The organism is Segatella sinensis (assembly GCF_040095255.1).
Lineage (GTDB): Bacteria > Bacteroidota > Bacteroidia > Bacteroidales > Bacteroidaceae > Prevotella > Prevotella sinensis.
Genome location: NZ_JBBNGE010000024.1, coordinates 1 through 18,922 on the forward strand (window position 1 = coordinate 1; position 18,922 = coordinate 18,922).

At 45.3% G+C, this 18,922-nt stretch carries 15 protein-coding genes and 1 tRNA gene; 13 read left to right on the plus strand and 3 right to left on the minus strand.

Going from position 1 to position 18,922, the window contains the following annotated elements:
* Positions 1-137: 137 nt before the first annotated feature.
* The 5 genes from AAAT87_RS08160 to AAAT87_RS08180 all read left to right on the plus strand — a co-directional run bounded on the left by AAAT87_RS08160 (position 138) and on the right by AAAT87_RS08180 (position 4,818).
* On the plus strand, positions 138-782 hold the full coding sequence (locus AAAT87_RS08160; protein ID WP_349226164.1) for a carboxypeptidase-like regulatory domain-containing protein: 645 nt from the start codon (positions 138-140) through the stop codon (positions 780-782).
* A gap of 8 nt (positions 783-790) precedes the next feature.
* Positions 791-1,966 (plus strand): TonB-dependent receptor plug domain-containing protein, encoded by a 1,176-nt coding sequence (locus AAAT87_RS08165; protein ID WP_349226165.1) that lies wholly within the window; start codon positions 791-793, stop codon positions 1,964-1,966.
* A 99-nt stretch (positions 1,967-2,065) separates the two neighbouring features.
* A complete protein-coding gene (locus AAAT87_RS08170) occupies positions 2,066-2,881 on the plus strand; it encodes a TonB-dependent receptor (RefSeq protein ID WP_349226166.1) in 816 nt (271 codons plus the stop codon).
* A gap of 57 nt (positions 2,882-2,938) precedes the next feature.
* Positions 2,939-3,940 (plus strand): DUF4249 domain-containing protein, encoded by a 1,002-nt coding sequence (locus AAAT87_RS08175; protein WP_298531886.1) that lies wholly within the window; start codon positions 2,939-2,941, stop codon positions 3,938-3,940.
* A gap of 35 nt (positions 3,941-3,975) precedes the next feature.
* A complete protein-coding gene (locus AAAT87_RS08180; RefSeq protein WP_349226167.1) occupies positions 3,976-4,818 on the plus strand; it encodes a FecR family protein in 843 nt (280 codons plus the stop codon).
* A gap of 63 nt (positions 4,819-4,881) precedes the next feature.
* Here the strand turns inward: AAAT87_RS08180 and AAAT87_RS08185 are convergent, their stop codons facing one another.
* The gene (locus tag AAAT87_RS08185; protein WP_254950854.1) at positions 4,882-5,157 is read right to left on the minus strand and encodes an HU family DNA-binding protein; all 276 of its coding nucleotides are present in this window, start codon (positions 5,155-5,157) and stop codon (positions 4,882-4,884) included.
* 227 nt (positions 5,158-5,384) lie between these two features.
* Between AAAT87_RS08185 and AAAT87_RS08190 the strand changes: the two genes are divergently transcribed.
* The 3 genes from AAAT87_RS08190 to secDF all read left to right on the plus strand — a co-directional run bounded on the left by AAAT87_RS08190 (position 5,385) and on the right by secDF (position 10,595).
* Positions 5,385-6,359, plus strand: coding sequence for a rhomboid family intramembrane serine protease (locus AAAT87_RS08190; RefSeq protein WP_089545317.1), 975 nt, complete (start codon positions 5,385-5,387; stop codon positions 6,357-6,359).
* Between the two features lie 4 nt (positions 6,360-6,363).
* Positions 6,364-7,461, plus strand: coding sequence for an endonuclease/exonuclease/phosphatase family protein (locus tag AAAT87_RS08195; protein WP_349226168.1), 1,098 nt, complete (start codon positions 6,364-6,366; stop codon positions 7,459-7,461).
* A 110-nt stretch (positions 7,462-7,571) separates the two neighbouring features.
* Positions 7,572-10,595 (plus strand): protein translocase subunit SecDF, encoded by a 3,024-nt coding sequence (gene secDF / locus AAAT87_RS08200; protein ID WP_349226169.1) that lies wholly within the window; start codon positions 7,572-7,574, stop codon positions 10,593-10,595.
* Positions 10,596-10,724: 129 nt separating this feature from the next.
* On the opposite strand, the gene AAAT87_RS08205 is transcribed toward secDF, so the two are convergent.
* Positions 10,725-10,796, minus strand: a tRNA-Arg gene (locus AAAT87_RS08205).
* 56 nt (positions 10,797-10,852) lie between these two features.
* On the opposite strand from AAAT87_RS08205, the gene AAAT87_RS08210 reads away from it, so the two are divergent.
* The 5 genes from AAAT87_RS08210 (at position 10,853) to AAAT87_RS08230 (ending at position 16,744) form a co-directional block, all read left to right on the plus strand.
* Entirely contained in the window at positions 10,853-11,809 is a 957-nt protein-coding gene (locus tag AAAT87_RS08210; protein ID WP_427866238.1) for an endonuclease/exonuclease/phosphatase family protein, read from the plus strand.
* A gap of 129 nt (positions 11,810-11,938) precedes the next feature.
* A complete protein-coding gene (locus AAAT87_RS08215; protein ID WP_089545314.1) occupies positions 11,939-12,796 on the plus strand; it encodes an enoyl-ACP reductase FabI in 858 nt (285 codons plus the stop codon).
* Between the two features lie 319 nt (positions 12,797-13,115).
* Entirely contained in the window at positions 13,116-13,628 is a 513-nt protein-coding gene (locus AAAT87_RS08220) for a hypothetical protein (protein ID WP_349226170.1), read from the plus strand.
* Between the two features lie 709 nt (positions 13,629-14,337).
* Positions 14,338-15,630: an ATP-binding protein gene (locus AAAT87_RS08225; RefSeq protein WP_349226171.1), complete on the plus strand. Its 1,293-nt coding sequence runs from the start codon at positions 14,338-14,340 to the stop codon at positions 15,628-15,630.
* A gap of 382 nt (positions 15,631-16,012) precedes the next feature.
* A complete protein-coding gene (locus tag AAAT87_RS08230; RefSeq protein WP_349226172.1) occupies positions 16,013-16,744 on the plus strand; it encodes a porin family protein in 732 nt (243 codons plus the stop codon).
* 85 nt (positions 16,745-16,829) lie between these two features.
* On the opposite strand, the gene metG is transcribed toward AAAT87_RS08230, so the two are convergent.
* The gene (gene metG, locus AAAT87_RS08235; protein ID WP_295025157.1) at positions 16,830-18,896 is read right to left on the minus strand and encodes a methionine--tRNA ligase; all 2,067 of its coding nucleotides are present in this window, start codon (positions 18,894-18,896) and stop codon (positions 16,830-16,832) included.
* Between the last annotated feature and the right edge of the window lie 26 nt (positions 18,897-18,922).

Here is an 18,922-nt window from a genome sequence, read left to right on the forward strand (position 1 = left end):
GAAATATGTACAATAAAATGAATTTTGTCGCTTTGCAAGCAAAATCCCACTAAACCCTATAGGTTGCGGATTTGAGGTATATTTTACCTTTCATCCATGGGGGTATTCTGTAATTCTTGCGTTATAGCAATAAAAGAATGAATAAAAGTACAGTTATGAAAGGTAAAGAGATTATTTTTGCGCTCTCGATTCTAACCTTGCCAGCTCCAACGTTGGCAGGCACGCCGAAGATGATGGTGGAGGCTCAGACTTCTACCACCATCCGTCAGCAGATGGATTGGCTGCACCGCATCAGGAAAATCAACTTCGTCTATGATTCATTGCTTGATGGGGAATTGAACATCAAGTATCATGGACCAGATATCCAGCATCTTTCGGTGAAAAAGGCACTGAAGGCACTTTTCGAGAAAACTCATATTCTATATAATATCAATGCGAACTATGTGATATTGAAGCGAAAACCCGTACAACAAATATCAACATCTTACACGAATATCAATCACAAAGTTCAGCAGGTTCAGCGTCGCCATACTCTCAGCGGATACGTCCGTGACGAGAGTGGCGAATCGCTGATTAATGCCACCATCTATGATCTGACGGATGGCATCGGTACAACCACCAATGAATATGGTTTCTTTTCGCTTACCCTGCCCGAAGGCGAGCATCAGCTTCGCTTTTCGTATGTGGGCTATGCCGACAAGGTGGAGAAGCTGAATCTCTCGAAAGATATGCATCATAATATGGCACTCCGTGTTGATGGTAAATTGCCTGAGGTGGTGTAGCTGGCGATTTGAACTCTCCGCTTCTTACTACGCAAACCGGCAAGCGCTCCTTTTCGAACAAGGATATCAAGACCGAGTTTGCCCTGATGTCTTCACCTGATGTGGTGAAGATCCTGCAGCGTGTGAGTGGAGTGGCAGAAGGACAGGAGTTGGCAAGCGGACTCTATGTGCATGGCGGCAATGGCGATGAGAACCTTTATCTGATAGATGGTACTCCGCTTTATGATACGAATCATGCGCTGGGGCTTTTCTCCAGTTTCAATGCCGATGTGGTGAAGAATGTGGATTTCTACAAGAGCGGCTTTCCTGCACGATATGGTGGAAGATTGTCGTCGGTGGTGGATGTGCGTACTGCCGATGGAAACATGAATCAGTTTCATGGTGCCTATCGCATCGGACTGCTCGATGCCAGTGTACAGTTTGAGGGACCTATCCAGAAAGGCAAGACCTCTTATAATATAGGTATGCGCCGTTCCTGGCAGGATCTGCTGTCCCGTCCCTTGACCAAGGCTTTCTCTGAGCCAGACGAGAAACTTTCGATAGGTTATTACTTCATGGACCTGAATGCCAAGGTAACCCATCGGTTCAGCGACCGTTCGAAGATAGACTTGAGCCTCTATCATGGAAAAGACAGTTGGGACGTGAAGGATGATTTGGACGAAAGCAAGGGAGATTGGTATCATGAAGGCGATTCATATAATAAGGAATTAACGAAGGCGCAGCTCAATTGGGGAAACTTCAATGCAGCTTTGAACTGGAATTATCTGTTCTCGCCGAAGCTCTTTGCTAACTTCACGGCTGTATATTCCCATAACCGTTCCAAACTCTATTCCCTGGATGATGACAGGGAAATCTATCCACAAACCAAGAAAGAATGGGTGTGGAGTCATTTGGAGCATGGCTATACTTCTACTATCTATGATGCCGGATATCGCACGGCATTCGATTATCGTCCGAATCCACGTCATCATATCCGTTTCGGTCATGACTACACGATGCATCTCTTCCGTCCACAGACAGTGATGCAGCTTGACTATATGGGAAGTGGAAGTGGTGCTGAGATGGATACCATCCGTGTGAATAGTACCAATAGACATGTGTCTCATGAATGGTCGGCGTATGCGGAGGATGAAATCTATTTCAGTGATAAATGGAGCCTGGATGCTGGTTTCCATCTGGGATAGTTTCATATCAGCGATAAGAATTTCTTCAATATCGACCCTCGCTTCGCCCTGAAATACCAGTGGAGTCATGCGGTATCGCTGAAGGCTTCTTTCACGCAGATGACTCAGTATGTGCATAAGATATCCAACAGTTATCTGGATTTGCCTACAGATTATTGGGTGCCAACCACCAAGGATTTGAAACCGATGCGTTCTTATCAGATAGCGGCTGGCATCTATGCGCAGCCGAATCGCCACTGGATCTTATCGCTCGAAGGCTATTACAAGCTCTCAAAGCATCTTCTGCAATACAGCAGTTGGCTGGGAATCGAACCTCCGGCAGAGAATTGGGATAGTCAGGTGATGGATGGCAAGGGATTGTTCTATGGTTTGGAGGCAGATGCCACATATTGTACCAATCACCTGACCTTGAGCGGTTCCTATACGCTTTCCTGGAACAAGCGGAAGTATGATGAGTTCTATCAGGACTGGTATTACGACAAGTATGACAATCGCCATAAGTTGAATCTTTCCTTGAGATATGATTTCAACAGGAAGGTGAGCTGCTATGCGGTGTGGAGTTATCATTCCGGCAATCATGCCACCGTGCCAACTCAGATGGCGGCACTGCCTGGCTTGCCGGATGGCGGCAATCAATATCCTGGCGGTTGGTGGGATTCGGTATCTTTTGTCTATGCCATCCCCAACAACCTGACCTTGCCGGCTTATCATCGTCTGGACTTGGACTTTGATTTCCATCATGTTACCAAGCATGGACATGAGCGCATCTGGAACTTGAGCATCTACAATGCATATTGTCACCTGAACTCGATGTATGTCAAGGTGGATTACGATGAGGAAACAAAGCAGTTTACGGCAAAGAACAGGGGATTTGACCCAATCATTCCTTCGTTCAGCTATACCATCAAGTTCTAATGAATAGCATGGCGAATAATAGATGTAGATTTTATGTAAAGATAAAAAGAAATAAAAATGAAGACAATGATATATAGGGCATTTAGCCTCATGCTTTTTTGCCTGGCATTGGTTTCCTGCAAAGATGATTTTGATATTCAAAAGCTGCAGGATCATTCCCGGCTGGTGGTGTATTGCTTTCCTACCGAAGGTGATACTACGCTCGTCAGTGTAGCTAAGAGTCTGCCTGTTGCATCAGTGAAGGGGAATGTTGACATCTTATCCCGCGAAAAGGTAGATGCACATATTATATATAAGGTGAATGGGGTGGAGCAAACGGTGAAACGCATCGCAAACGAGGAAGAGGCTCAACTTTTTACCAGAAGCACAAACTCCGATGTTCTTTCACAACTGGTAGGCCAGTATTATGTGGTAGGCAAGCAGAAGGCTGGAGATAAAATCAGTCTCCAGGTTTCTGCCCAGGATTTCTCATCTGTTTCAGCATCTACTTATATCCCAGAGAAGGTAGGAGTGGAGTTGGGCGATGTTAAATTGGAAATGAAATCATCGGATGGTTATAATACGATAACCATTGATAGGGTAGAAGCCATTTTCCATGATAATCCTTCTTCGGAAGATTATTATTCGGTGAAGCTCAGATTACTGAATCGAGAAATGGACCGTGATCTGGGGCTGCTGACAGACAATGAACCCTTGTTGAACAAGAAGTCGAAGCTGGATGATGATTTCGGTATGGATGATTATGAGTATTTTGGTAATGCCTATATCTTCAATGACCGTACGATAAATGGCAAGACCTATACACTTCATCTGGATACCTACTCTTATTCATATCGTCAGTCATTTTATAGTTTTTCTTATCTAGTAGATTTATACAAGGTAACTCCTGAATATTATCGGTTTCTCAAGAGTATCAACGATGCACAGAGCAACAGTTGGGCAGATGTGGGCTTGATGCAGGTTACCCCTACCTATTCGAATGTAAAAGGAGGCTTCGGAGTGGTGGCTGGCTACAATATAAGTTCTGTTTCGAAGTTCTTCTGCTCTTCCGATTCCTAAGATAATGGAGAAATTTAAAGGAAGAAAGGAATTCTATGATGAAGATCAACAAGAACGAACAGGATTTTGTGCTGAAGTATTTTCAGCCGGGCAAGCTGGATACCTGGAAGGCCTTGCAGAAGGTGAAGGCTCGGGTTGGCATTGCTGATGAAGAAGTTTCGCATGCTGCAACTGCATCTTTACGCATGCGTCGCATCCGCTGGATAGCTGTGGCTGCATCTATTCTGGTGCTCTTCACCATAGGCGCCTATACGCTTTTGCAGCCAAAGACGGTGACGCTTTCTGCTGAATCGGAAGTAGTGGCGTATTATCTGCCTGATGGAACGAAGGTATCGTTGATGCCTCATTCTTCTTTTTCCTATCAGGAAGATGATTGCAGAAAGGTGGAGATGAAGGGCTGCATCTATTATCAGGTGAAGCACGATGAACAGCATCCTTTCGATGTGATGGGAGAGCATGGACATGTAAGGGTGCTCGGTACCCAGTTTATGGTGGATGAAAGAATGGATGCTCCCGAAGTGATGGTAACCGGCGGAAAGGTGCTTTTTACGGCTCGTAGCTCTGAAGAGGGTGTCTTCCTGACCAAGGGCAAGCGAGCCCGTTTGCTGAAAGGGGCTGCCCAGCCTGAGTTGTTGGCTGATTACGACATCAACGATGTGGCATGGGCTACGCATCGTTTGCATTTCAACAATACACCGCTATCAGAAGTATTGGAGAAATTGACAGAACTGTCAGGTGTCAAATATACAGCTTCTGATGAAAGTAAGCGTCTGACGGGTGATTTTGAAACAGATTCCATTCCGCAGGTCATCCAAGTAATAGAAGAAACATTGGGTGTTCAGATAAGACTGGCTTACATTGGCAAGCAGCCAAAATAATATCATACAATAAAAGGGCATTCCGAGAGGAAAGCCCTTTTATGTCGAAAATAATCTTAACAATTATTTATTGAGTGCATCAGCGAGCTCAGCACCAGCCTTAAACTTAGCCACCTTCTTAGCTGCAATCTGGATCTTCTCCTTGGTTGCTGGGTTGATACCCTCGCGAGCAGGACGCTCGTTTACGCTGAAGGTACCGAAGCCTACCAACTGGATTTTGTCACCTGCGATGAGAGCCTCCTTCAATGCATTAGTAGTTGCGTCGAGAGCAGCCTTAGCCTGTGCCTTTGAGATCTCTGCACCTGCTGCAATCTTGTCGATCAATTCTGTCTTGTTCATAATTATACGTTATTAAATGATTAGTAATTTTATTCTATTATCGATTTTGCTTACAAATATAGTCTTTTCCTTTGAAAGTTCAAATAAAAAAAGCAGAAAAGTGATGAAAATAGTGAAATTTTATTGTAATCTACTCATTTTTTGGTGATTTCACGGATATTTTTAGTAATTTTGCCACCAAATTTCAAATTTTAATAAGATCATTAATAGTTAAGGCAAAAATTGTTATGCGCAATATTCCAATAGTTACAAAGAATCTGCTGATAGTGAATGTGGTGGCCTTTCTGGCCTGCCTGGTCATGGGAAAGAACGGAACCGATGGGTATGTTCTCAATGATATCTTGGGACTTCATTTCTTCATGGCTTCCGATTTTCATATTTATCAGTTGTTTACGTATATGTTCATGCATGGTGGTTTCGAGCATATTCTCTTCAATATGTTCGCCCTTTGGATGTTCGGATGTGTAGTAGAAAGAGTCTGGGGACCGAAGAAGTTCCTTTTTTATTACATAGCCTGCGGCGTAGGTGCCGGCCTCTTTCAGGAAGCAGCTCAGTATGTTACCTATATCGTCAAGGATATGTCTGCCTATGAGTTTGTAGTAAGTGGTGAGGGCGCCCGTATGGCTATGGGCGATTATCTCAACATGTGGACAACCGTAGGTGCATCGGGTGCCATCTATGCCATCCTGCTTGCATTCGGAATGATTTATCCTAATGAGCGAATATTCATCTTCCCGTTGCCTGTACCTATCAAGGCGAAGTATTTCGTGATTGGATATGCAGCCATCGAGCTCTTCTCTGCCTTGGCAACCCGTGGCGATGGTGTGGCACATATTGCCCATCTGGGAGGTATGGTATTCGGTTTCTTCATGATCCGTTACTGGCGTAAGCAGATGGATGGTGGTTATCATAACTCTTCTGCTGCCGATTCTTTCGATAAGTTACGTAATATGTTTGGGGGTAGAAACAAGAAGACCAAGCAACGTTTCGATTATACCCGCAATGAGAACTATACCCGCAACGATAATTATAGCCGTAATGATACCTATACCACAGATTTCCAGCGTACAGATGAAGCCGAAGAGCGCAAGAAGGCTGCACAGAAGGAGATTGACCGTATCTTGGATAAGATACGCAAGAGTGGTTATGACAGTCTGACCCGAGAAGAGAAACAGACTCTTTTTGACCAGAGTAACAGATAGCGTCATGTTGAATGGATTAAGGGATTTTACGGTCAAGATGGTGGCAGGAGCCAATGTGGCTACTGTTGCCTTTATGTTATTGGTGGGATATTCTGATCTGCTGAATCCGGAACGTTTTCCCGCATTCTGCAATGCAGGACTGCTCTTTCCGGTCTTTCTTTCCCTCAATCTTGGCTTTCTGATATTCTGGGTCGTCTTCCGTGCCAGGTATGTTCTCATTCCTTTGTTGGGCTTTCTGGTCAACTTCGTACCTGTCCGGCAGTATATGCCGGTCAATATGAAGGGAGATGCTCCGAAGGGAAGCATCAAGGTTCTGTCGTACAATACCTGGGGATTCGGAAATCAAACGGAAGATGAGGATGGACTGAATATCTGCCTGTCTTATCTGTTGGAACAGAATGCCGATATCGTCTGCCTGCAGGAAGCGCAGCCTACCGGCAGGAATGCAGAGCAGATAGACAGTATGCTGAAGCCGATTTATGCTTATCAGGACGTTACGGTTCATCCCCATGGCGGAAACGCCTTGATGCTGCTGAGTAAATATCCTATCCTTTCCAAGGAACTGATTCCCTATGAATCACAGGGGAATATGAGTGTGGCTTACCGTTTGAAAATCAACGATAAGCCAGTTCTGCTTATCAATAATCATCTGGAGACAACGGGTTTGAGCCAGGAAGACCGTCAGCAGTTCAAGAAACTGGTTGTAGGCAAACTGCAGGTAGATACTGCCGAGCAGACCTCCAAGCTTCTGGTGGTGAAGTTGGCAGAGGCAACGAAGAAGCGTGCGCCCCAAGCCGAAGCGGTGGCGAGATACATCAGGGAGCATCGGGGGATGAGTACAATCCTTTGCGGTGACTTCAATGACGGACCGATCTCTTACGTACATCGCACGATAGCTAAGAAACTGGTAGATTGCTATGTAGAAAGTGGAAACGGACCGGGAATCAGCTATCATCGTGGTGGATTTTTCGTACGGATAGACAATATCATGTGTTCTGAGGATTGGGAGCCTTATGAGTGCAAAGTAGATGATAAAATAGCGGTTTCAGATCATTATCCTATCATCTGTAAGCTAAAAAAGCGCCCAAAAAAGCAAAAATAAGGCAATTTATTCTTATATAAGAAAAAAAATGCGTATTTTTGCACGTCATTATATATGTAATGATGAATTATAAAGCTGAAAATAAATAAATTAATAACAATAAAATAGAAATGCAAAACAAAGGAATTGTAATTTGTGTAGCCGTCTTACTGACTCTCGCAAGTATCTTCTATTTGTCATTCTCGTTTGCCACACGTTACTATGACAGCGAGGCTGCAAAGATCAAAGACCCTATTGCTCAGCAGGATTATAAGGATTCTGTAAAGTACCTGGGTGTTTATTCTTACCAGAACTGCTTGGAGACCCAGATTGGTCTTGGACTTGACCTGAAGGGCGGTATGAACGTAATTCTTGAGATTTCTGTACCTGATGTAATTGAAAACCTTGCCGATCACAAGACCGACGCTGGTTTTACCAATGCCATGAAGGAAGCCAGAGCTCAGGAAGAAGCTAACGGTGGTGACTTCGTGTCACTTTTCATTAACGCTTATCACAAGAGCGCACCTGGTCATAAACTCGCAGAGGTATTTGCTACCCAGCAGTTGCAGGGCAAGGTTTCTCCTCAGAGCAGCGATGCAGAGGTAGAGAAGGCTATCCGCGCTTCTGTACAGGAGGCTATCGACAACTCTTTCAACGTTGTCCGCACCCGTATCGATAAGTTCGGTGTTGTTCAGCCTAACATCCAGAAGTTGGAAGGTCAGCAGGGCCGTATCATGGTAGAAATGCCTGGTATCAGCCAGCCAGAGCGTATGCGTAAGATGCTTCAGGGTAGTGCTAACCTTGAGTTCTGGGAGACATATAACTCAGAGGAAATCGCTCCTTATCTCCAGCAGCTCGATACTCATATCGCTAACGGTGACAATGGTGAGGAGAAGAATGATACTGTAGCTGCAGATTCTGCTGCCGCTAAGAAGAAAGTAGCTAAGGCCGAGCCTAAGAAGGCAGAAGCTAAGTTCTCTATCAAGAAGAAGGACGATGCTGCTGCCAAGGTAGGCGCGGATGCTCAGAATGCTGCTGCTATCAAGGCTCACCCACTGTTGGCTCGTTTGCAGCTTGGTGGTGGTTTGAGTACTGTTGGTTACGCCAGCGTTCGCGATACAGCTGCTATCAACAAGATTATCTATTCTGCAGTGGCTAAGCGCCTGTTGCCTTCAGACTTGCGTTTGCTCTGGAGTGCTCAGCCTGCTGACAATATCAAGATGAAGAACATCTATGAGCTTCACGCTTTGAAGGTGACAACTACTACAGGTCGTGCTCCATTGGAGGGTGATGTCATCACAGACGCTAAGGATGAGTTCGACCAGATGGGTTCTCCTGTTGTAAGCATGAAGATGAATACAGAGGGTGCCCGCAAGTGGGCTCAGATGACCAAGGCTAACGTGGGCAAGGCTATCGCTATCGTTCTGGATGGTGTAGTTTACTCTGCTCCTCGTGTAAACGGTGAGATTGATGGTGGTAACTCACAGATTTCCGGTAACTTCACTATCGAAATGACCAAGGACTTGGCTAATACATTGAAGTCTGGTCGTATGCCAGCTCCTGCACGTATCGTTCAGGAGGAGGTTGTTGGTCCTACTCTCGGTGCACAGTCTATCCAGATGGGTATCATCTCATTCGTTGTAGCTTTCGTACTCCTGATGGTTTACATGGTGATGATGTACAACATCATTCCTGGTATGATGGCTAACCTGGCATTGCTTGTCAATGTATTCTTCACACTCGGTATTCTGACGTCATTCCAGGCAGCCTTGACATTGCCGGGTCTTGCCGGTATGGTCTTGTCTCTGGGTACTGCCGTGGATGCCAACGTGCTTATCTATGAGCGTATCAAGGAGGAGCTTCGTTCTGGCAAGGGTATGAAGCAGGCTGTAGCTGCCGGTTATGGCAATGCTTTCTCAGCTATCTTCGACTCTAACTTGACTTCATTGATTACAGGTGTCATCCTGTTGACTACCGGTACAGGTCCTATCCGTGGTTTCGCTACTACTTGGATCATCGGTATCATCGTTTCGTTCTTCACAGCTGTATTCTTGACTCGTCTGGTTTACGACTATAAGTTGAATCACGACAAGTGGATGCACTGCAAGTTTGATACTCCTGTTTCTCACAACCTGATGCAGGGCAAGAAGTACAAGTTCATGTCTATGTACAAGACTACCTTCACCGTAGCTATCGTTGCTGCTGTGGTATTCATCGGTAGCTTCTTTGTTCGTGGCTTGAGCAAGAGTATCGACTTCACTGGTGGTCGTAACTATGTAGTACAGTTCGAGAACCCAGTAGAGCCTGAGCAAATCCGTACCGTTCTTGGCGGTGCTTTCGTCAATGCAGATGGTACTAAGGCTACTACAAGTGCTATCGCTATCGGTACAGATGGTAAGACAATCCGTGTATCTACCAACTATATGATTGAGAGCAACAGTCCAACTGTTGACGATGAGGCTGAGACTATCCTCTACAACGCCTTGAAGAAGGCTAACCTGGTATCTCAGAAGAGTGTTGAGGCATTCAAGAACCCAGACGTTCGTCAGGGTGGTTCTATCATCAGTAGTACTAAGGTAGGTCCTTCAGTAGCTAAGGATATCACTATGGGTGCTATCTATAGTGTGCTCTTCGCTCTGATTGCCATCTTCCTCTACATCCTGGTACGTTTCCGCAACGTGGCCTTCTCTGTAGGTTCTACTATTGCGTTGGCATTCGATGCCTTGACAGTAATCGGTTTCTACTCACTCCTGTGGGGGCTCGTTCCATTCTCATTGGAGATCGACCAGACCTTCATCGGTGCTATCCTGACCGTGGTAGGTTACTCTATCAATGATAAGGTGGTAGTATTCGACCGTATCCGTGAGAACTTGAAGTTGCATCCAAAGGGAGATCGTCAGCAGATCTTCAATGCATCTATCAATGAGACATTGGCTCGTACCATCAATACATCTACATCTACATTGATTGTGTTGCTCTGTATCTTCATCCTCGGTGGTGACAGTATCCGCAGCTTCTCATTCGCAATGATTCTGGGTGTTGTATTCGGTACATTATCTTCTATCTTCATCGCTTCTCCTATGGCTTACATCGTTCTTGGTCGCAAGATCAAGGAGGAGCCTGCTGAAGAGGCTGCTGTTGCAGAGGTTAAGTAAAACGTAAACAATAAGAGATTCTTCTGTTTCTGTCCGGTGAATGCCGGATGGAAATAGGGAATCATCAAGACTATAAAACGATAAAAGGTCGCTTCCTGGTTAAATAGGAGCGACCTTTTATCGTTTACGTGGTCCCACCGAGAATCGAACTCGGATCAAAGGTTTAGGAAACCTCCGTTCTATCCGTTAAACTATGGGACCTTCGAAAACTGACTGCAAAGATACATTAAAACATTGACAATACAAAATAAATGACTATGTTTTTAACACTCATCCTATCAAGTTTGCTCACTTTTGTGGAATTAAACTGCGAAAATCTCTTTGATACACGGCATGATTCGCTTAAGAATGATGTCGAGTTCCTGCCTGAAGGTAGTTATCACTGGACTCCCTACCGCTATTGGCATAAGGTGAACCATCTGGGGCAGGTGATTGTGGGGCTGGGGTATGAGGAGGCTTCCGGAGATGTGCAGCTTCCCGACCTGGTGGCTCTCTGTGAGGTGGAAAACGACAGTGTATTGTTTGACCTGACCAAGCGTTCAGTCATCCGTACGGCTGGTTATGAGTATGTGATGACCCATTCGCCCGATGAGCGAGGCATCGATGTAGCCTTGATGTATCAGCCGTTTTCCTTTTCATTGATACATTCCTGGTCTATCCGGGTGAAGCGTCTGCCGGATACCCGTCCTACGAGAGACATTCTCTATGTTTCGGGACGTGTCATCACGGGCGATACGCTGCATGTGTTTGTGGTGCATGCACCTAGTAGAAGAGGAGGAGAGCGTGAATCCCGTCCTTACCGCCTGCAGGTGGCGAGCCAGTTGGCAGAAGCTGTGGATTCCATTTATGCGCTTCAAAGTAGGGCAAAGATCATTGTGGCAGGAGACTTCAATGATTATCACGACTCTCCCGCGCTGGAATATCTCTATCAGCACCACCTTATTAATATATCTGCCGGAGCACGGGGTAGCCATGGGGCAAAGGCCACTTACCGGTGGCATGGAGAATGGCGCAGTCTTGACCAGATACTGCTGAGCGAATCGATGCAACATCAGGAAAATGCCTGCAGAATAGGAGATTTGCCTTTCCTGCTCGAAGATGATGAGAAATATGGCGGTAAAAAACCATATCGCACCTACCTGGGGCCGAGGTATTTGGGAGGTTACAGCGATCATCTCCCATTGGTGGCCCGCATCCGGATAGATGATAAATAAGGCACGATTTACTTGACTTTTCGCAAAAAAGGTGGTGTAAACAGCACTTTTTTGCGAAAAAGCTTGCATATATTGCACAAATTTCGTAATTTTGCGCACGATTTATAAACATATAGTATTAAGATAACAATGACTCACAATTTGTTAAAAGGCAAGCGTGGCATCATCTTCGGTGCACTCAATGAGGAATCAATCGCTTGGAAAGTAGCCGTTAAGGCTGCTGAAGAGGGTGCTACCATCGCACTCAGTAACACAGCTATGGCTTTGCGTATGGGTACGCTGGATAAGCTCGCTGAACAGATCAACGCTCCTATCATCGCAGCGGATGCGACCAGCGTTGAGGATTTGGAAAAGGTTTTCACTGAGGCTCAGGAGAAGCTCGGTGGCAAGATTGACTTCGTGCTCCACTCTGTTGCTATGAGCCCTAATGTTCGTAAGCATCGTACATACGATGATCTCGACTACAATTTCTTGAACAAGACTTTGGATATTTCTGCTATCTCTTTCCACAAGATGTTGCAGGTAGCCAAGAAGTTGGATGCTATCAATGAGTGGGGTTCTGTAGTAGCTCTCACTTACGTAGCTTCTCAGCGTACTTTCTTCGGTTACAACGATATGGCTGATGCCAAGAGCATGCTCGAGAGCATCGCACGCAGCTTCGGTTACATCTATGGTCGTGAGAAGCACGTCCGCATCAATACCATCTCTCAGAGCCCTACAGCAACAACTGCAGGTAAGGGTATCAAGGATATCGCGAATATGATGGACTTTGCTGACAAGATGTCTCCACTCGGAAATGCGGTAGCAGAGGATTGCGCTAACTATTGCGTAATGATGTTCTCTGACTTCACCCGCAAGGTAACTATGCAGAACCTCTTCCACGATGGTGGTTTCTCATCTATGGGTATGAGCCTCCGCGCCATGAACCAGTATGCTAAGGATATGACTCCTTACGAGGATGAGAATGGTAAGGTTATCTACGGATAATAGAAAAACAAGGAAAGGATGATACTCTATATATCATCACATCTATTCATAATAGGCAATATACGCTCATTCCTGCAGGGAAAGAGGTGTATTGCCTATTTGTTTTGCGACTCACACCGAACGAAGTAAGCACGTGCGTCGAACGACGCACGCTCTCACATCGAACGATGCACGTGCTTACTTCGAACGATGCACGGCGCATAATACATAGACTTTACACTATATAAATAGTTATCTTACGCTGTTGGGATATACGACTTTGATACTCATAAAGCAAGTAATTAGAAATTTAAGCAAGTAAACATAAGATAGGAAGCGTATGGATTCATTGTTTTTACTTCAGTTTGCCTGTTTCATCTTCATGTTCATCAATGCCTTCATCGTGGCACTCTCCTGTCTGCATGTAAGATGGAAGAACAAACGATACGAACGTTCAAGATGGATGATAGCAGCAGCCATCACAGGTCTGGCGATACAATATGTGATACAGATGAAGTTCGGATTCCGTGCCATAGACGATGATCTGGGGGCGGTGATCAACATTCTCGTCTATACCCCTTGCTTCTCGCTCATCTGCATGGGCATCTATAATCTGGAGACCACCCGTGCCAACCGCAGGAAGATGCTGGAAACGATGGCGGCTACGGATATGCTGCCCTACGTGAGATATTCACGAGCCAGCATATTCATCCTCTGTCTCCCGGTCCTTATCTTGCCGGTAGCCATGTTCTCCACCACCTTAATTATATATACTAGCTCTTGTGGGGCTGATGGCACTGCTGTTCTTCAACCTTACATTCATAGTCCTTGGCAGCAATTATATTCCTACTGAAGAGCTCCTGGACAAGGAAGCGGAAAACAACCCTCCATCTGAAACTGGAAATGGGGGAGATTGTCTGAAAACCCATAGCAGCCAAAATGTCTCCTAATATTTCTTATTGTTAACACTTTATCTTTGGTTTTCCCGAACATTCGCCGCAAATTAGGATTCTTTATGCAAAATCAGCTAGGTAATTGGCTGAAAACTGCCAAAATCTAGGATTTCGTTAGGAATCTTTAAGTTTTTCATCAAAGACTGCTGCAATGTGGGCTAAATTTCTTGGGTATTCATTCAGAAGAGTCATATTGCGGCAGTAGCATTCACTGATTGTGAAGTTAAAGATATAGTATAAAACTCCTAAGCTGGGCAGGAGTATAAGGTGCCCAGCAAACATAGTCACCCGCACTTCACGGGAAACGACAAGGGTCTATATGCCACGATGATAGGTGGGCGTATAGACCCTTCATCGTGTCTTGATACCTGTTGGGTGGATGATATGGCAGTGTGGTGGTTTCGTGCTACCTGTTTTCATGGTTTGAAGTACCTATTGTATTAAAATATCTTAATATCTCACTTTATGCTCAATGTTTATTTGGTCGTATGTGTAAAAAAGTGTAGTTTTGCATTGATATTACGTGTCAGAAAGTGTAAACTTTCGATATTATCATGTGTCGAAAAGTGTAATAATCTGATTGTTTTATGTGTCTAAAAGTGTAAAGATATGAAGAGAAAGATATATGCTAAGCTTGTAGAATGGAAAAATCAAGAGTGTCATAAGCCGTTGATATTAAACGGGGTAAGACAATGTGGCAAGACTTATATTCTTAAAGAATTCGGTCGTGCAGAGTTTGATAATCTTGCTTATGTAAGTTGCGATAGGAATGATAACCTGCAAGCCATATATGAAGGCGACTTCGATACGGCGAGAATCATTCGAGGATTAAGTGCTTTGACTGGTGTGGATATAATTCCTGGTAAAACCCTTATATTCTTGGATGAGGTGCAAGCATTCCCACAGGCGTTGGAAGCTTTGAAGTATTTCTGCGAAGATGCTCCAGAGTATCATATTGTGGTGGCAGGTTCGCTGTTGGGGGTTGCCCTGCATGCAGGTGTGTCATTTCCCGTAGGCAAGGTTCAGACAATGCGTCTGTTCCCTATGGATTTTGAAGAATTTCTTATGGCTATGGGAGAGGACCAGCTGCTCAAGCTGATGCACAGCAAGGATTATGCGTTAATGAATGCGTTCCACGAAAAACTGAAAGATTATTTGCGTCAATACTATTACGTGGGCGGAATGCCTGAAGTTGTGAAGATGTATATGGAAAACAAATTGCTCGGGCAAGTGCGCACTATTCAGAACGAAATTCTCTCCAATTATGCAAGCGACTTCTCCAAGTATGCTCCTGCACAGGAGGTGCCTCGCATAGATATGGTATGGCAGTCCATACTCGGTCAGCTTTCGAAAGAGAATAAGAAGTTTGTCTATGGGGTATTGAAGAAGGGTGGCAAAGCCAAGGAATTTGAGTTAGCCATACAGTGGTTAGTGGATGTCGGTTTGGTTTATAAAATAACTAAGGTGACAAAGCCTGAGTTGCCGTTGAAGTTTTATGAAGACTTGTCAGCATTCAAGTTGTATCTGTGCGATTGTGGACTGATGGGGGCTATGGCTGATACCGCTGCAAAAGATGTGTTACTTGGCGATAACGTATTCACGGAGAACAAAGGAGCGTTCACAGAACAGTATGTCCTTCAGCAGTTGCTTGCATCGGGTATTACCCACATCTATTATTACAGTTCTGATACTTCTCGTATGGAAATGGATTTCCTCGTTCAGCGTGAAGGGGCATTATTGCCTATAGAAGTAAAAGGCGGTACAAGCATCAAAGCCACCTCATTGCATAACTATCTTAAGGAGCACCCTGACATATCTGCCATACGTTATTCTATGTTGCCTTATCGTCAACAAGAGAATATCTCCAACATGCCGCTTTATGGAGTCTTTCTGCGTACTTAATGTGTCTATATGCCACGATGAACAGGTGGCGTATAGACCCTTGATTATATGGTAATATTCGTAATCTACATGGCATCAAACCAAAGTTGTCATTTTCAAAAAATCTCGCAGATGAATGTGCTTAATGCCATCAATATTGCTTTGACTGTAAAGCTTATCCATAGAAATCACGTATTTGGGTCAATGCCTGGTTCATGTCTGTAGGCTCTGTGTAGATTGGAACACAGACTGCATTAGGATCTTTTTCTACAGAGAAGGTGGCTTGATTTTATTGAATCCTTATTCAGTATGGATGCAATATTCTTCGTGTTTTTGAGTTTATCTATATATAGAATTGAATTTATCTCTCTATATATAATAAGGTGTAATTCAAAAAATGAATATGATGAAAAAGAATATTGCTATCGTGATGATGCTGTTGCTTTCTGCTATGGGGGCAATGGCGCAAGGTGAGGAGAATCCTGTAGGTAAATTCTCGGTGATACCCCGAGTAGGTGTGGCTATTGCCAATCTGAGTGATAATTCCATCTATCTGCCAAAGGAAAACAACAGGGAGGTGAAATCCAAGAGTCAGGCGGGATTCCTGGGTGGACTCGATGTGGAGTATCGTGCCACAGATTACCTGGGTGTTTCTCTGGGTGCTTATTATGCCCGTCAGGGTGCCCGCTGGGGTGATTATGAGATGGCTGTACAGGGGGATGCTGGTAATAATGGAATCAAGAAATATACGGGTGTGAAGGATCATCGCCTGAATCTTGACTATGTTCAGGTGCCTTTGATGCTGAAGGCATACGTGGCTCCTCAGTTTGCCATTATGGCTGGTGCACAGGTGGGGTTCTTGTGTGGAGATGGCAAGAGGCTGTCGGAAGAAACTGATTTGGAGAAGGATAATAAGACGGGTTCAACTCTTTACAAGGAAAGCCGGGATGTGGAAAGCATATACCCTGCCAAGAAGGTGAATGTGTCTATTCCTGTAGGTTTATCGTATGAGTATATGAATGTGATTCTGGATGCTCGCTATCATATCGGCTTGACCAAGGTGAATAAGACTGATGCCGGCGATTCCAAGAACAAGGTATTTACCTTTACGGTAGGCTATCGCTTTGCGCTTTAGTTGATGATACCACTTTTACTCCTTTAGCTGAAAAGAAAAGCTCTATATCCTCAGTATTGAAGATATAGAGCTTTTTTCGAAACGATTATCCTACCTGGCTTCCTGGCTTTACCTGACCCAAGAGAGAGGTAACATTGAGTGAACCATCGAAGTTAACGGCAGAGAGAATCATACCCTGACTCTCAATACCCATCATCTTGCGAGGAGCAAAGTTGGCAACGAAGAGTACATCCTTGCCGATCAGCTGCTCTGGCTCATAGTATGCAGCGATACCTGAACAGATAGTACGCTCTACGCCTGAGCCATCATCGATGGTGAACTTCAGGAGCTTCTTAGACTTCTTCACCTTCTCGCAGTTCAGGATGTGACCTACGCGGATGTCGAGCTTTTCGAAATCATCGAAGCTAACCTCTGGCTTGATAGGGGCGGCCTTGTAAGAAGCTTCCTCGTTAGCCTTCTTGGTGTCAGCGAGCTTCTGGAGCTGCTTCTCTATCACCTCATCCTCAATCTTTTCGAAGAGCAATTCTGGCTCACCAAGCTGGGTGCCAGGCTTGAGGAGCTCTGTACTGCCAAGCTGAGTCCACTCGAAGGTTGGCATATTGATCATCTTGCGGAGCTTCTCTGATGAGAATGGCAGGAATGGCTCAAAGGCGATGGCAAGGTTGGCAACCAGCTGGAGGGAGATGTTCAAGATGGTCTCCACACGCTTAGGATCGGTCTTCCAAACCTTCCAAGGCTCGCACTCTGTGATGTACTTGTTACCGATACGTGCCAGATTCATAGCCTCCTTCTGAGCCTCACGGAACTTGAATACGTCGAGATACTGCTCAACCTTCTCCTTCACATCCTTGAACTCAGCGATAGCCTTCTGGTCAACCTCCTGCAATTCGCCGCAGGCAGGAACCACGCCGCCCCAGTACTTCTTGGTGAGCTGGAGAGCACGGTTTACGAAGTTACCATAAACGGCAACCAACTCGGAGTTGTTGCGCTCCTGGAAATCCTTCCAGGTAAAGTTGTTGTCCTTGGTCTCTGGAGCGTTGGCTGTCAATACATAGCGCAAGACATCCTGCTTGCCTGGCAAATCTACAAGATACTCGTGCAACCAAACTGCCCAGTTGCGAGAGGTAGAAATCTTATCATCCTCAAGATTCAGGAACTCATTGGCTGGTACGTTGTCCGGCAGGATATAGTCGCCGTGAGCCTTCAGCATGGTAGGGAAGATGATGCAGTGGAACACGATGTTGTCCTTACCGATGAAGTGAACGAGACGTGTCTCTGGATCCTGCCACCACTTCTGCCATGTACCCCATTTCTCTGGCTGTGCATCGCAAAGCTCCTTGGTATTGGAGATGTAGCCGATTGGAGCATCAAACCAGACATAGAGAACCTTGCCTTCTGCTCCCTCTACAGGAACAGGAATACCCCAATCCAGGTCGCGGGTCATCGCACGAGGCTGCAGATCCATATCCAACCAGCTCTTGCACTGTCCGTAAACATTGGAACGCCACTCCTTGTGACCTTCCAGGATCCACTGCTTCAACCAGTCCTGATACTTGCCCAGTGGGAGATACCAGTTCTTGGTAGGCTTCTTGACGAGGCCATGACCAGGGTTGTTCTTATTGGTAGGGTTAATCAACTCGTCTGGAGAGAGGGTTGCACCACATTTCTCGCACTGGTCGCCGTATGCACCTTCTGCACCGCAGCGAGGGCAGGTACCCACGATGTTACGGTCGGTAAGGAACTCGCCGGTAACCTCATCGCAGAACTGCTCTTCTACTTTCTCTTCCAAAACGCCCTTATCGTAAAGAGTACGGAAGAAATCAGAAGCAAACTTATTGTGAACCTTAGAAGTTGTGCGGCTGTAAACATCAAAGGAGATGCCGAAATCCTCGAAGCTCTTCTTGATGAGGTTGTGATAGCGATCCACTACTTCCTGTACGGTAATGCCTTCCTTCTTGGCACGGATAGTAACAGGTACACCATGCTCGTCGCTACCGCCTATGAAAACAACGTCTTGCTTTTTAAGGCGAAGATAGCGTACATAGATATCGGCTGGCACATAAACACCTGCCAGGTGCCCGATATGCACACCACCATTAGCGTAAGGCAATGCTGCCGTAACAGTGGTACGTTTGAAATTCTTTTGTTCCATATTAGCTAATATATTTTTGTTATTTG